13 protein-coding genes and 1 tRNA gene are annotated in these 13,768 nt (G+C 39.1%); 11 read left to right on the top strand and 3 right to left on the bottom strand.

The features are described from left to right. Window positions 1-7: 7 nt before the first annotated feature. Together H7O61_RS04325 and futC1 are read left to right on the top strand one after the other, a co-directional pair. Window positions 8-469, top strand: coding sequence for an O-fucosyltransferase family protein (locus tag H7O61_RS04325; RefSeq protein ID WP_187875244.1), 462 nt, complete (start codon window positions 8-10; stop codon window positions 467-469). Next, a complete protein-coding gene (futC1, locus tag H7O61_RS04320) occupies window positions 466-906 on the top strand; it encodes an alpha-(1,2)-fucosyltransferase FutC1 (protein WP_187875243.1) in 441 nt (146 codons plus the stop codon). The genes H7O61_RS04325 and futC1 overlap by 4 nt, the downstream gene beginning before the upstream one ends. Window positions 907-925: 19 nt before the next feature. On the opposite strand, the gene H7O61_RS04315 is transcribed toward futC1, so the two are convergent. The 3 genes from H7O61_RS04315 to H7O61_RS04305 all read right to left on the bottom strand — a co-directional run bounded on the left by H7O61_RS04315 (window position 926) and on the right by H7O61_RS04305 (window position 3,060). Next, window positions 926-1,750 (bottom strand): DNA-methyltransferase, encoded by an 825-nt coding sequence (locus H7O61_RS04315; protein ID WP_187875242.1) that lies wholly within the window; start codon window positions 1,748-1,750, stop codon window positions 926-928. 3 nt (window positions 1,751-1,753) lie between these two features. Next, window positions 1,754-2,752, bottom strand: coding sequence for a hypothetical protein (locus H7O61_RS04310; RefSeq protein WP_187875241.1), 999 nt, complete (start codon window positions 2,750-2,752; stop codon window positions 1,754-1,756). A gap of 216 nt (window positions 2,753-2,968) precedes the next feature. Continuing rightward, window positions 2,969-3,060, bottom strand: a tRNA-Ser gene (locus H7O61_RS04305). 129 nt (window positions 3,061-3,189) lie between these two features. On the opposite strand from H7O61_RS04305, the gene fabD reads away from it, so the two are divergent. The 9 genes from fabD to H7O61_RS04260 all read left to right on the top strand — a co-directional run bounded on the left by fabD (window position 3,190) and on the right by H7O61_RS04260 (window position 13,464). Next, window positions 3,190-4,119, top strand: a complete 930-nt coding sequence (gene fabD, locus H7O61_RS04300) for an ACP S-malonyltransferase (protein ID WP_140528135.1) — start codon at window positions 3,190-3,192, stop codon at window positions 4,117-4,119. 10 nt (window positions 4,120-4,129) lie between these two features. Beyond that, a complete protein-coding gene (locus H7O61_RS04295) occupies window positions 4,130-4,825 on the top strand; it encodes a 5'-methylthioadenosine/adenosylhomocysteine nucleosidase (protein ID WP_187875240.1) in 696 nt (231 codons plus the stop codon). Between the two features lie 249 nt (window positions 4,826-5,074). Continuing rightward, entirely contained in the window at window positions 5,075-7,120 is a 2,046-nt protein-coding gene (gene rpoD, locus H7O61_RS04290) for an RNA polymerase sigma factor RpoD (RefSeq protein WP_187875262.1), read from the top strand. Window positions 7,121-7,140: 20 nt separating this feature from the next. Next, on the top strand, window positions 7,141-8,514 hold the full coding sequence (locus tag H7O61_RS04285; RefSeq protein WP_187875239.1) for an SH3 domain-containing C40 family peptidase: 1,374 nt from the start codon (window positions 7,141-7,143) through the stop codon (window positions 8,512-8,514). Window positions 8,515-8,567: 53 nt separating this feature from the next. Next, a complete protein-coding gene (locus tag H7O61_RS04280) occupies window positions 8,568-9,920 on the top strand; it encodes an FAD-dependent oxidoreductase (RefSeq protein WP_000061430.1) in 1,353 nt (450 codons plus the stop codon). Between the two features lie 6 nt (window positions 9,921-9,926). Beyond that, the gene (locus H7O61_RS04275) at window positions 9,927-10,115 is read left to right on the top strand and encodes a DUF5408 family protein (RefSeq protein ID WP_001123737.1); all 189 of its coding nucleotides are present in this window, start codon (window positions 9,927-9,929) and stop codon (window positions 10,113-10,115) included. A gap of 355 nt (window positions 10,116-10,470) precedes the next feature. Further along, a complete protein-coding gene (gene rplM / locus H7O61_RS04270; protein WP_000167675.1) occupies window positions 10,471-10,896 on the top strand; it encodes a 50S ribosomal protein L13 in 426 nt (141 codons plus the stop codon). Beyond that, the gene (gene rpsI / locus H7O61_RS04265; protein WP_001227269.1) at window positions 10,893-11,282 is read left to right on the top strand and encodes a 30S ribosomal protein S9; all 390 of its coding nucleotides are present in this window, start codon (window positions 10,893-10,895) and stop codon (window positions 11,280-11,282) included. Before rplM ends, rpsI begins: the two co-directional genes overlap by 4 nt. Window positions 11,283-11,442: 160 nt before the next feature. Next, on the top strand, window positions 11,443-13,464 hold the full coding sequence (locus H7O61_RS04260) for a methyl-accepting chemotaxis protein (protein ID WP_187875238.1): 2,022 nt from the start codon (window positions 11,443-11,445) through the stop codon (window positions 13,462-13,464). Window positions 13,465-13,768 lie beyond the last annotated feature (304 nt).

Genomic DNA, 13,768 nt, shown 5'->3' with positions numbered 1-13,768 from the left:
GGATTGAATGGCTTTTAAGGTGGTACAAATTTGTGGGGGGCTTGGGAATCAAATGTTCCAATACGCTTTCGCTAAAAGTTTGCAAAAACACCTTAATACGCCCGTGCTGTTAGATATTACTTCTTTTGATTGGAGTAATAGGAAAATGCAATTAGAGCTTTTCCCTATTGATTTGCCCTATGCGAGTGAAAAAGAAATCGCTATAGCTAAAATGCAACACCTCCCCAAGCTAGTAAGAGAGACGCTCAAACGCATAGGGTTTGACAGGGTGAGTCAAGAAATCGTTTTTGAATACGAGCCTAAATTATTAAAGCCAAGCCGCTTGACTTATTTTTTTGGCTATTTCCAAGATCCACGATATTTTGATGCTATATCCCCTTTAATCAAGCAAACCTTCACCCTACCCCCCCCCCCGAAAATGGAAATAATAAAAAAAAAGAGGAAGAATACCACCGCAAGCTTGCTTTGATTTTAGCCACTAAAAACAGCGTGTTTGTGCATATAAGAAGAGGGGATTATGTGGGGATTGGCTGTCAGCTTGGTATTGATTATCAAAAAAAGGCGCTTGAGTATATGGCCAAGCGCGTGCCAAACATGGAGCTTTTTGTGTTCTGCGAAGACTTAACATTCACGCAAAATCTTGATCTTGGCTACCCTTTTATGGACATGACCACTAGGGATAAAGACGAAGAGGCGTATTGGGATATGCTGCTCATGCAATCTTGCAAGCATGGCATTATCGCTAATAGCACTTATAGCTGGTGGGCGGCTTATTTGATAAACAATCCAGAAAAAATCATTATTGGCCCCAAACACTGGCTTTTTGGGCATGAAAATATCCTTTGTAAGGAATGGGTGAAAATAGAATCCCATTTTGAGGTAAAATCCGAAAAATATAATGCTTAAATCGGCTTAAAAAAGGGGCTTATTGGAAATTCAAATCTTTGATTTTAGATCGGATCTCTTTATAGCGAGCGTCTAATTCTGTTTTTCTGTTCATGGATATTTTGATAAATTCGCTTTCTTTTTCTATGCCGATAAATTCTCTCTTCAAAAGATTAGCCGCAATGCCTGTGGTGGAGCTCCCGCTAAAAGGATCGCCAATGAGAGAATTTTCATCGCTCGCCATTAAAAGCAAGCGCACTAATAAAGCGAGGGGTTTTTGAGTGGGGTGCTTGCCATTTGTTTTTTCCCAAGGAGCGATCGCTGGGAAGCTCCACACATCACGCATTTGTTTATCATTATTGATCTTTTTTAAAATCTCATAGTTAAAAACATGCTTGTGCTTGCGGCTTTTTCTCGCCCAAATGATTTGCTCAGCGGAATGCGTCAAATAACGGCAGCTGAAATTGGGAGGAGGGTTGGTTTTTTGCCAGGTGATGAGGTTTAAAATCTTAAAATCCAATTTTTGTAAAAGGCGCCCCAAAGAAAAAAGATTGTGGTAAGTCCCGCTGATTAAAAGACTTCCTGTGTTTTTTAAAGCCTTTTTGGCGTTGTTGATCCACTGGTAATTGAACGCATCAATATCATTGACGCTCTCTTCTTTATCCCAATCGCCTTTATTGACGCTCACGATTTTACCGCTCTGTATGCTTAAGCCGTCATTAGAAAGGAAATAAGGCGGATCAGCAAAAATCAAATCAAAAGCATTTTCAAATTGGGGCAAAACCTCATTACAATCCCCTTGATAAAGAGTAAAAAGCTTGTCTGCGCTTTTAAAAATGGGGCGAGAAAGATAAGGCGCTCCCATTTTTTATTCTGCTTTAATGCCTTTATCTTTAATGTGTTTTTGCATTGCTTCATCATCAAGTGCTGGATCTAAACCGGCGACTTTGACATGTGTATCAAATCCTGCTTTAATTTGTTTATTAATGTCCTTGATGAAAGGCTTAAAATCCTCCGGACTATCATCTATAAGCATATTAAGCGTTTGCATATCAATCTCCCTTTCTTTAGCTGGCAACAAGATTTTGGAGTTTGAAATCTCAGATTCTAGCTTGATGACCCCTATACCAAAGCTTTGGTTGAGCCGCCTTAATTCATTTAAAACCTCATCATCAATATTAAAAACCACCAAATACCCCTCATTAGCCCAACTAGAATTGCTCACCGCTTGAAAATAGCTTTCTTTCAGATTGGAAAAATTAATCCTAACTTTAAGCTCAAAGGAAAAAAGCTTGTAGCTATTTTGACCGGTATGGTGTAAAAACTCCAAAGTTTCTATCTTGTAATTCTTATGGCGATCATTTTGAGGAAAATACACGCCCACGATGTCAGGATAATTCCACTCACCCTTGCCTTTTTTGTCTTTTTTGCATTTTTCATGGTAGATGGTTTTGCATTGGAGATTGAAATTTGGATCTTCATTAAGGAATTTCACAAGCAGTTCGTGCAAATTCTTTTCTTTCTCTTCATAAGAAGAGATTTTTTGTTTTTCGGCTGTGCCTGAACACTCGCTCTGTTCATCATCTTCTTCTTTAGCATCTGGGTTTTTTTGTGGAGGAAATTCTCTTTCACGAGATTTGAGCCAATAGAAAAAGGTTTTTCCTTTTTTGTTTGCAACATAAAATTGCTTCTTGTCGTTAGAAATGTCGCGTTCACCAAGCCCACTTCCAAGACTATGAAGAAGTATTTTTCCGTCGTTGCATTCTTTATCCAATCCCATTTCACAAGCTTTCTCAAAAATTTCTTCCTTGCTCAAAGGCTTCTCTGCTTGTTCTAAAACTTTTTTACCTAATTCTCTGTAAGTCATGTTCTTTCTTTTTTGTGATTGTAGTGGAAACGATTATACTCAAAATGTTTGAAAATACCGCAGTGGATTGATAGGGTTTAGGCTGGGTGTCTCTCTTCACCCAACCTAATATTGTATTTGTAAAATCTGTAAAAGGAGTGTCGTAAAAGGAATGCTTAGAAACTATGGTGTCTCGTTAATACATTCTAAACAAAAAGTTTTTAAAGGCAAAAAGGCTGGCGGACAGGGAGGGATTCGAACCCTCGGTAACCTTGACGGCTACGCATCCTTAGCAGGGATGTGGTTTCAGCCAACTCACCCACCTGTCCTTCAAAAAGTAGAATTATAGTAAAAATAAGTTAAAATAAACCTTAAACTTTAATGGTTTCTAAACAAAACTAATGGCTTTTATATTACAATTTTAAATTATGGATTAATAAAACTTAAAGGATAACACCATGCAATACGCGCTATTATTTCCAGGGCAAGGCTCGCAATGTATAGGAATGGGGAAATCGTTCTATGAGAGCCACACCCTAGCTAAAGAATTGTTTGAAAGGGCTTCTAACGCGCTTAAAGTGGATATGAAAAAAACGCTTTTTGAAGAAAACGAGCTTTTAAAAGAGAGCACTTACACCCAGCCTGCCATTTATTTAGTGAGCTATATCGCTTATCAGTTACTCAACAAGCAAGCAAATGGAGGGTTAAAACCCGTTTTCGCTTTAGGGCATTCGCTCGGCGAAGTGAGTGCAGTGTCTTTGAGCGGGGCGTTAGATTTTGAAAAAGCCCTTAAACTCACGCACCAAAGAGGCAAAATGATGCAAGAAGCGTGCGCGAATAAAGACGCTTCCATGATGGTCGTTTTGGGCGTTTCTGAAGAAAGCCTTTTGAGTTTGTGTCAAAGAACTAAAAATGTGTGGTGCGCGAATTTCAATGGCGGCATGCAAGTGGTTTTAGCCGGGATTAAAGACGATCTGAAAGCCCTAGAGCCGACATTAAAGGAAATGGGGGCTAAAAGAGTGGTTTTTTTAGAAATGAGCGTGGCGAGCCATTGCCCTTTTTTAGAGCCTATGATTTTTAAATTCCAGGAATTGCTAGAAAAAAGCCTGAAAGATAAATTCCATTTTGAAATCATCTCCAATGCGACTAACGAAGCGTATCATAACAAAGCAAAAGCCGTTGAATTATTGAGCTTGCAACTCACTCAACCGGTGCGTTATCAAGACTGCGTGAAATCCAATAATGACCGAGTGGATGTCTTTTTTGAATTAGGCTGTGGGAGTGTGTTAAAGGGGCTTAACAAGCGATTGAGCAATAAGCCTACCATAAGCGTGGGGGATAATAAAGGACTTGATGAAGCCATTGAATTTTTAGAAGAATACGTGTGATTGGGAGAAAATGGTGCAAAGAATTGGCATTTTAGGGGCGATGAGAGAAGAAATAACCCCTATACTAGAATTGTTTGGCGTGGGTTTTGAAGAGATCCCTTTAGGGGGGAATGTTTTCCACAAAGGCGTTTATCATAATAAGGAAATCATTGTCGCTTATAGCAAGATTGGCAAGGTGCATTCCACTTTAACCACAACGAGCATGATTTTAGTGTTTGGCGTTCAAAAAGTGCTTTTTAGCGGTGTGGCTGGAAGCTTAGTTAAAGATTTAAAAATCAATGATTTGTTAGTGGCTCAAAAATTAGTCCAGCATGATGTGGATTTGAGCGCGTTTGATCACCCTTTAGGGTTCATCCCCGAAAGCGCGATTTTTATTGAAACGAGCGAAAGTTTGAACGCTTTGGCTAAAAAAGTCGCTAATGAGCAACATATCGCGCTCAAAGAAGGCGTCATCGCATCAGGCGATCAGTTTGTCCATAGCAAAGAAAGGAAAGAATTTTTAGTTAGCGAGTTTAAGGCGAGCGCGGTGGAAATGGAGGGGGCGAGCGTGGCGTTTGTGTGCCAAAAATTTGGCGTGCCATGCTGTGTGTTAAGGAGCATTAGCGATAACGCTGATGAGGAAGCTAACATGAGCTTTGATGCGTTTTTAGAAAAAAGCGCTCAAACTTCAGCGAAATTTCTAAAAAGCATGGTGGATGAGCTTTAGGGCTTGTTTTTATTAAACGCAGACAATTAAAACCCTTTTTTAAAAATAGGGGGGTTTAAATTTTAATTTAAACTCATTTTTTAAAGGCTATCGCTTAATTAGCGTTACGCTTTTTGATGGTTTTGCGATCAATATTCGGTGAAATAAAACCAAATTCCAATAATATAATTAGAATTTAAGCTATCTTTTAGTAAAATAACAAAGGAATAGGTGTATCTTATCTTATGAACCTAGCTTTTGATTGAAAGCATGGGTTCTTATTTTATGGAGTGTCCAATGAAAAAGAAAGCTAACGAAGAAAAAGCCCCCAAAAGAGCCAAACAGGAAGCCAAAACAGAAGCCACACAGGAAAATAAAGCTAAAGAAAATAATAAGGAAAACAAAAACAATAAAGCCAAAGAAAGCAAAATTAAAGAAGCTAAAGCGAAAGAACCTATCCCTATTAAAAAGCTCAGTTTCAATGAAGAATTAGAAGAATTATTCGCTAATTCCTTAGGCAATTGCGTTTCTTATGAGTCCATCATTCAAATCAGCACGAAAGTCCCCACTCTAACCCAAATCAAAAAAATTAAAGAATTGTGCCAAAAATACCAAAAGAAATTAGTCAGCTCTTCAGAATACGCTAAAAAACTCAATGCGATTGACAAGATTAAAAACACCGAAGAAAAGCAAAAAGTTTTAGATGAAGAATTAGAAGATGGCTATGACTTTTTGAAAGAAAAGGATTTTTTAGAGTGGAGCAGAAGCGATAGCCCGGTGCGCATGTATTTGCGTGAAATGGGGGATATAAAACTTTTAAGTAAAGATGAAGAGATCGAATTGAGCAAGCAAATCCGCTTGGGTGAAGACATTATTTTAGACGCGATTTGCTCGGTGCCGTATTTGATTGATTTTATCTATGCGTATAAAGACGCTTTAATCAATCGTGAAAGAAGGGTTAAAGAGCTTTTTAGGAGCTTTGATGATGACGATGAAAATAGCGTGAGCGATCCTAAAAAAGATGATGACGGCGAAGAAGACGAAGAAAACGAAGAAAAGAAAAAGGTCGTTTCCGAAAAAGACAAGAAGCGCGTTGAAAAAGTCCAAGAGAGTTTTAAAGCCCTAGACAAGGCTAAAAAAGAATGGCTTAAAGCCCTTGAAGCCCCCATAGATGAAAAAGAAGACGAGTTAGTGCGTTCATTGACCCTAGCTTACAAACGCCAAACGCTTAAAGACAGACTCTATGATTTAGAGCCTACCAGCAAACTGATTAATGAATTAGTCAAAACGATGGAGACCACTTTAAAGAGCGGTGATGGGTTTGAAAAAGAGTTGAAACGCTTGGAATACAAACTGCCCTTATTCAATGACACTCTGATCGCTAACCATAAAAAAATCCTTGCTAATATCACTAACATGACTAAAGAAGACATTATCGCTCAAGTGCCAGAAGCGACTATGGTGAGCGTGTATATGGATCTCAAAAAACTCTTTTTGACTAAAGAGGCGAGCGAAGAAGGCTTTGATTTAGACCCTAACAAACTAAAAGAGATTTTAGAGCAAATCAAAAGAGGGAAATTGATTTCCGATCGCGCTAAAAACAAAATGGCTAAATCCAATTTAAGGTTGGTAGTGAGCATCGCTAAACGATTCACGAGTAGAGGCTTACCCTTCTTGGATTTGATTCAAGAGGGCAATATCGGCTTGATGAAAGCGGTGGATAAGTTTGAGCATGAAAAGGGCTTCAAGTTTTCTACCTATGCGACCTGGTGGATCAAACAAGCTATCAGCAGAGCCATAGCTGATCAAGCCCGCACTATCCGCATCCCCATTCACATGATTGACACCATTAATCGCATCAATAAAGTCATGCGCAAACACATTCAAGAAACCGGCAAAGAGCCTGATTTGGAAGTGGTGGCTGAAGAAGTGGGGCTTTCGTTAGATAAAGTGAAGAATGTGATTAAGGTTACTAAAGAGCCTATCAGTTTAGAAACCCCAGTCGGCAATGATGATGACGGCAAATTTGGGGATTTCGTGGAAGACAAAAATATCGTTAGCTCCATTGATCACATCATGCGCGAAGATTTAAAAGCCCAGATTGAAAGCGTTTTGGATCAGTTGAATGAGCGAGAAAAAGCGGTGATCCGCATGCGTTTTGGGCTTTTGGACGATGAAAGCGATCGAACTTTAGAAGAAATCGGCAAGGAATTGAATGTTACTAGAGAAAGAGTGCGCCAGATTGAAAGCTCTGCGATTAAAAAATTGAGAAGCCCGCAATACGGGCGCATTTTAAGAAACTATTTGCGCATTTGATGTTGAGGTTTCTCTAAAACATGCGTTATTTTCTTGTAGTTTTCTTGTTTTTGTTTGTGGGTTGCATGAAAAAGGATTTCACGCTCAAAGATTTATCCTTACCCCAAGAGGCTTCAAGCTATCTTGCAAGCTCTCAAAATGGCAGTAACAATAACCAAAGCATTGACCCCCAAGCGTTAAAAGAAATATTAAAAGAGAGCTACCTCAAAGCGTGGTATTCCCCATGGCTAGATGCGAAAGTCAAAAGCAATAAAAAAGAAGTGTTTTGGATCCTTAAGGAAATGAATAAATCCACCGGTTATGGCGAAGATCTAAAGCCCAACGCAAAAGCTTTCAATGATGGACTGATTAAGAGCATGGATATTGAGCATTACCCAAGCACTAAGATTAAGGCTGTTGTGGTGCGAGATAGCGATGTAAGGGCTGTGCCTACTAACAAGCCTTATTACCTTTCTCAAAAAGGCTATCCCTTTGACAGGTATCAAAATTCGCTGATTTTTCAAGGCACGCCGGTTTTAGTCACGCATTTCAACACGGATAAAACTTACGCCCACATTCAGAGCAGTTTTGTTTATGGTTGGATCAAAGTTAGCGATTTAGCTTACATGCATGATAAAGACATAGAGCTTTTAACCAAGCTTAAAAATTATGTCATGCCTATAAAAGATAAAATCCCCCTTTATACAGACTATGGGGGTTTTTACACCAACGCCAGAGTGGGCGAATTGTTCGCTCTCATCCCCCAAAGTCAAAACGCATCTCAAAACCCCCAAAAAAAGGAATTGAAAGCCTATGGTTTTTTGAGAGACGCTAAGGGTTATGCAGCTTTACAAAGCGTGATCTTAGATGAAAAGGATTTTTTTGTTTTCCCTAAGGCTTTTACTAGCGAGAACATGGCGTATTTTATAGACACCATGCTAGGGCAAAAATACGGCTGGGGTGGGCTATTGGGCAATAGGGATTGCTCGGCTTTCACTAGGGATAGTTTCGCTAATTTTGGTATTTTGCTCCCCAGAAATTCCTACGCGCAAAGCCGTTATGCGAACAATTATGTGGATTTAAGCTCCATGAAAGCCAAAGAAAAAGAAGACTATATCCTTAAAAACGCCACGCCTTTTGGCACGCTCATCTATTTAAAAGGGCATATCATGCTCTATTTAGGCGCATACAACCATCAAGCGATAGTCGCTCACAGCATTTGGTCGGTGCAAACCCAAAAGCATTTTAAAACCTTGAGCCATAAAATAGGAGGCGTGGTGATCACTTCATTATGGTTAGCTGAGGAGCATAATGGGGCGTTTTCTAAAAAGAAATTATTGATTGATAGGGTGCTTGGAATGAGCGATTTGAAAGATTTTGTCCATAAAACTTCAAGACCTTTGAATGCGAATTGATTTTCTTATACTATGATTACGATTTATCAATTTAAAACATTTGGAGAAAGACAATGAGTATGGAATTTGATGCTGTTATTATTGGAGGTGGGGTTTCAGGGTGCGCGACCTTTTATACTTTGAGCGAATACAGCTCTTTAAAGCGCGTGGCTATCGTGGAAAAATGCTCTAAATTGGCTCAAATCAGCTCCAGCGCTAAAGCTAATTCACAAACCATTCATGATGGCTCTATTGAAACGAATTACACTCCTGAAAAAGCTAAAAAAGTGCGTTTGAGCGCTTATAAAACCAGGCAATACGCGCTCAATAAAGGCTTGCAAAATGAAGTGATTTTTGAAACCCAGAAAATGGCTATAGGCGTGGGCGATGAAGAATGCGAGTTCATGAAAAAACGCTACGAATCCTTTAAAGAAATCTTTGTGGGGCTAGAAGAATTTGACAAGCAAAAGATTAAAGAATTAGAGCCTAATGTGATTTTAGGGGCTAATGGCATAGACAGGCATGAAAACATTATCGGTCATGGCTATCAAAAAGACTGGAGCACCATGAATTTTGCGAAGTTGAGCGAAAACTTTGTAAAAGAAGCTTTAAAATTAAAGCCCAACAACCAGGTGTTTTTGAATTTTAAAGTGAAAAAGATTGAAAAACGAGACGACACTTACGCCTTAACTTCTGAAGACGCTGAAGAAGTGTATGCTAAATTCGTGCTAGTCAATGCCGGCTCTTACGCTTTGCCTTTGGCTCAGAGCATGGGTTATGGCTTGGATTTAGGGTGCTTGCCTGTGGCGGGTAGCTTTTATTTTGTGCCTAATTTATTAAGGGGCAAGGTTTATACCGTTCAAAACCCCAAACTCCCTTTTGCAGCCGTGCATGGCGACCCTGATGCCGTCATTAAGGGTAAAACGCGCATCGGGCCTACCGCTTTAACGATGCCTAAATTAGAGCGCAACAAATGCTGGCTTAAGGGTATTAGCTTGGAATTACTAAAAATGGATTTGAATAAAGATGTGTTCAAAATCGCTTTTGATTTGATGAGCGATAAAGAAATCCGTAATTATGTGTTTAAAAACATGGTTTTTGAATTGCCCGTTATTGGTAAAAGGAAATTTTTAAAAGACGCTCAAAAAATCATCCCCTCTCTTAGCCTAGAAGATTTAGAATACGCTCATGGTTTTGGCGAAGTGCGCCCGCAAGTTTTAGACAGAACCAAACGAAAGCTGGAATTAGGCGAAAAAAAGATTTGCACCCATAAAGGCATCACTTTCAACATGACCCCCTCTCCAGGCGCGACGAGTTGCTTGCAAAACGCCCTTGTGGATTCCCAAGAAATCGCTGCGTATTTGGGTGAGAGCTTTGAATTAGAACGCTTTTATAAAGATTTATCCCCAGAAGAATTGGAAAATTAAAAACGCATGCCAAAAGAACAAGAAGCCCGAGAAATCGCTAAAAAGGCCGTTCAAATCGTGTTTTTTTTAGGGATTGTGGTGGTGCTTTTGATGATGATAAACCTTTACATGCTCATCAATCAAATCAACGCGAGCGCTAAAATGAGCCAACAAATCAAAAAGATAGAAGAAAGGCTCAATCAAGGGCAAAAATAAAGGCTTTGGCTTATTAAGCATGAGTAACAAAATTAAAAAAATGCTCAAAGGCATTTTTTAAAATAAATACAATAAAATAGCTTGCGTAAGCAAGTGATAGCCTCTTTAAAAAGCGGTCTTTTGGGGTTAGGGGGTTTTTAGTTGAGGGTTGTAGGGGAGGGCTATTGTAAAATACCCCCCTATTCTTTTAAAAAAATGCGTTTTACTTAAGAAATGAGTTTGACCATAAAATCAAAAGCAATCAAACAAATTTTTTTAAAAAACCCTATTTTTAAACTTTAAACTTTCCTTAAATTCAGCAATATTTAAGTTTATTTCCTTATAATGAGTGCTTTAATTTTATCAAAGGATTCTTATGACAAAGACCGCTAAAGTCAATGACATCGTTCGTGATTGGGTCGTTTTAGACGCTAAAGACAAAGTTTTTGGCCGTTTGATCACTGAAATCGCTGTGCTTTTAAGAGGGAAACACCGCCCTTTTTACACCCCTAATGTGGATTGTGGGGATTTTGTGGTGGTTATCAACGCCAATAAGGTTAAATTTTCAGGCATGAAATTAGAAGACAAAGAGTATTTTACCCATTCAGGCTATTTTGGCAGCACCAAGAGCAAGACTCTCCAAGAAATGCTAGAAAAAACCCCTGAAAAGCTCTACCACTTAGCCGTTAGGGGCATGCTCCCTAAAACGAAATTAGGGAAAGCGATGATTAAAAAACTCAAAGTTTATCGTGATGATAAGCACCCTCACACCGCACAAACTAGCAAAAAGGACGCTAAATGAGAAAAATCTATGCTACCGGTAAAAGAAAAACCGCTATCGCTAAAGTGTGGCTCACTCCGGGTAAAGGCGAATTGAGTATCAATGAGCAGAGCCTAAATCAATGGTTAGGTGGGCATGAAGCCATTAAAATGAAAGTCATGCAACCCTTACTTTTAACCAAACAAGAGCAATCTGTGGATATTAAAGCGGTGGTTTTTGGTGGGGGCTACTCAGCGCAAGCGGAAGCCTTAAGGCATGGCATTTCTAAAGCTTTGAACGCTTATGATATTGCTTTTAGAGCCATTTTAAAACCTAAAGGCTTGCTCACCAGAGATTCAAGGGTGGTTGAACGCAAAAAATATGGTAAAAGAAAGGCCAGAAGAAGCCCGCAATTCTCTAAAAGGTAATTTTTATTTCTTTTTATCTTCTTTGGGGGAGTTTTGGGGGCTTTGGAGGGCTTTGGCTCTCCTTTATTTTCTGCTTTTTTGTCCTCTCTCGTTTTATTAAAATTTCAAAATAATGTATAATAATCATTCTCTATCAATTCGTTTTAAAAGGGCAAAGGGAATGAAATCTACAAAAATTGGTTTTAAGATTGTGGTGATGGTGTGCGCGGTCGTTATAGCGATTAGCGCTATTATGGGCTTTATTATCAATCACAAGGTTGAAAGCGTGTTGCAAAGCCAAGCCACAGAATTGTTGCAAAAAAAGGCTCAGTTAGTCAGTTTTAAGATTCAAGGCATTATGAAGCGTATTTTTATGGGTGCTAACACCCTTGAAAGGTTTTTAAGCGATGAAAATAACGCTATCAACGACACTCTAAAAAAACGCATGCTCTCTGAGTTTTTGTTAGCAAACCCTCATGTGTTATTGATTAGCACTCTTTATGCTAACGATGACAAACGAGCGATCAGCGCTATTAAAATCCATTCAAAAATCGCTTACCCCAACATCGTGCTCAATGAAAACATGATCAATCAAATCCATTCGCTCAAAAGTATAACCCGTTCAGATCCCTATTATAAAGAGGTTGATGGCGATAAAATCTATGGCATGGATATTACCCTCCCCCTAACGGGTAAAAATCAAAATGTTATAGGCGCTTTAAACCTCTTTTTAAACATTGACGCTTTTTATACCGATGTGGTAGGCAAGAAAAAGAGCAACACCTTTTTAATGGGGAAAGACGGCAGGCTTTTAATCAACCCTAATCGTGGGATTCAAGATAAAATCTTAAGCGCTATCAATCCGGACAAGCGAGTCGCTAAAGCTGTGGAATATTATAACAACAACGAAGCCGGAACTTTGAGCTATCATTCATTGAGCGGGGATACAGAAACCTTTTTAGCCATACAACCCTTTGATTTTTTTGAAGAAAAAGAAAATAACGGCAACCATTGGCGTTGGGCGATTGGGAAATATGTCAATAAATCTTTGGTCTTTCAAGAGGCGACAAACACCAGATACATTATCATCACCACTTTGATTTTAGGCGTGCTGGTGTTAGCCCTTTTAGTCTTTATCATCATTTCTAATCTCATAACCAAACGCATCAGTAGGGTCAATAACACCTTAAATGGTTTTTTCAACTTGCTTAATAACCCCAAAAATAACCATGCCATAAGCCTAACGCCCCCAAGCGCTTATGATGAAATCGGGCAAATGCAAGCTTCCATTAATGAAAACATCCTTAAAACCCAAGAAAGCATTCAAGCCGATAACAAAGCCATTCAAAACAGCATTGAAGTGGCTAATTTTGTGGAAAGTGGGGATTTCACCCAAGAAATCGCATGCGTGCCTAAAAATAAAGATTTGCAAGCTTTAAGAAACACGATTAATAGCATTATCCAGTATTTTCGTAACCAAATTGGCGCCAATATTGAAGCCCTAAATAACGCCCTAGAGCATTATAAAAATTTGGATTTTACCCACCATATCCAAGATCCTAAAGCCAACATGGAAAAAGCGCTCAACACTTTAGGGCAAGAAATTTCTAGCATGCTTAAGGCTTCTTTAGGGTTTGCGAACGCGCTCAATCATGAATCCAAAGATTTAAAAACTTGCGTGGATAACTTGACTAAAACCGCCCACAAGCAAGAAAGAAGCCTGAAAAACACCACCCAATCCTTAGAAGAAATCACTAATATTATTACAACAATTGATTCTAAAAGCCAAGAGATGATCTCTCAAGGCGAAGACATTAAAAGCGTGGTGGATATGATTAGAGATATTGCCGATCAAACGAATCTATTAGCCCTAAATGCCGCTATTGAAGCCGCAAGAGCCGGCGAGCATGGCAGAGGCTTTGCGGTGGTGGCTGATGAGGTGAGAAAGCTCGCTGAAAGGACGCAAAAATCGCTCAGCGAGATTGAAGCCAATATCAATATTTTAGTTCAAAGCATTGCCGATAACGCTGAGTCTATCAAAATGCAAAACAAGGGCGTAGAAAATATCCACAGTTCCATTAACGCCTTGCAACAAGATGTGCAGGATAATTTGACTATCGCTAATCATTCTTTACAAGTGAGTGCTAAAATTGATGGGATCTCCCAAGACATTTTAGAAGACGTGAGCAAGAAGAAATTTTAATTTCTGCCTTTAATTTTGAGCGTCTGAAAGGTGGAACCGCCCTTTTTCTAAAGCAAGGGGCTTTCTAGCTGTAAAGTGTTCTAACGGACGCTAACATGAAAGGCTCTTTAAAGTCTGCATGGGCATTCCCTAACCTAAAAAGATTAGAGGTATTTTGTTAGCTTGAATATAGCCTAAGCGCTACATCTTGCACCCTAAAGGACGGAGTTTTTTGCGCTAGTTTGATGATAAAAAGCTTTGGTTGGATTTTTAAAAGCGTTCTTAAAGGGAGTTAGTTGGGGTTAAAGGGGTATTCATCGCCAAA

The sequence above is a fragment of the Helicobacter pylori genome (assembly GCF_014496965.1).
Classification (GTDB): Bacteria; Campylobacterota; Campylobacteria; order Campylobacterales; family Helicobacteraceae; genus Helicobacter; species Helicobacter pylori_CZ.
The sequence above is the reverse complement of the archived record's forward strand: the minus strand, read 5'-3'. Positions and strand labels throughout refer to the sequence as shown.

Excerpts from the sequence above, each read along its gene's own strand:
- H7O61_RS04325 (WP_187875244.1), top strand. The coding sequence starts at position 8 with ATGGCTTTTAAGGTGGTACAAATTTGTGGGGGGCTTGGGAATCAAATG.
- H7O61_RS04315 (WP_187875242.1), bottom strand. The coding sequence starts at position 1,750 with ATGGGAGCGCCTTATCTTTCTCGCCCCATTTTTAAAAGCGCAGACAAG.
- H7O61_RS04310 (WP_187875241.1), bottom strand. The coding sequence starts at position 2,752 with ATGACTTACAGAGAATTAGGTAAAAAAGTTTTAGAACAAGCAGAGAAG.
- fabD (WP_140528135.1), top strand. The coding sequence starts at position 3,190 with ATGCAATACGCGCTATTATTTCCAGGGCAAGGCTCGCAATGTATAGGA.
- H7O61_RS04295 (WP_187875240.1), top strand. The coding sequence starts at position 4,130 with ATGGTGCAAAGAATTGGCATTTTAGGGGCGATGAGAGAAGAAATAACC.
- rpoD (WP_187875262.1), top strand. The coding sequence starts at position 5,075 with ATGGGTTCTTATTTTATGGAGTGTCCAATGAAAAAGAAAGCTAACGAA.
- H7O61_RS04285 (WP_187875239.1), top strand. The coding sequence starts at position 7,141 with ATGCGTTATTTTCTTGTAGTTTTCTTGTTTTTGTTTGTGGGTTGCATG.
- H7O61_RS04280 (WP_000061430.1), top strand. The coding sequence starts at position 8,568 with ATGAGTATGGAATTTGATGCTGTTATTATTGGAGGTGGGGTTTCAGGG.
- H7O61_RS04275 (WP_001123737.1), top strand. The coding sequence starts at position 9,927 with ATGCCAAAAGAACAAGAAGCCCGAGAAATCGCTAAAAAGGCCGTTCAA.
- rplM (WP_000167675.1), top strand. The coding sequence starts at position 10,471 with ATGACAAAGACCGCTAAAGTCAATGACATCGTTCGTGATTGGGTCGTT.
- rpsI (WP_001227269.1), top strand. The coding sequence starts at position 10,893 with ATGAGAAAAATCTATGCTACCGGTAAAAGAAAAACCGCTATCGCTAAA.
- H7O61_RS04260 (WP_187875238.1), top strand. The coding sequence starts at position 11,443 with ATGAAATCTACAAAAATTGGTTTTAAGATTGTGGTGATGGTGTGCGCG.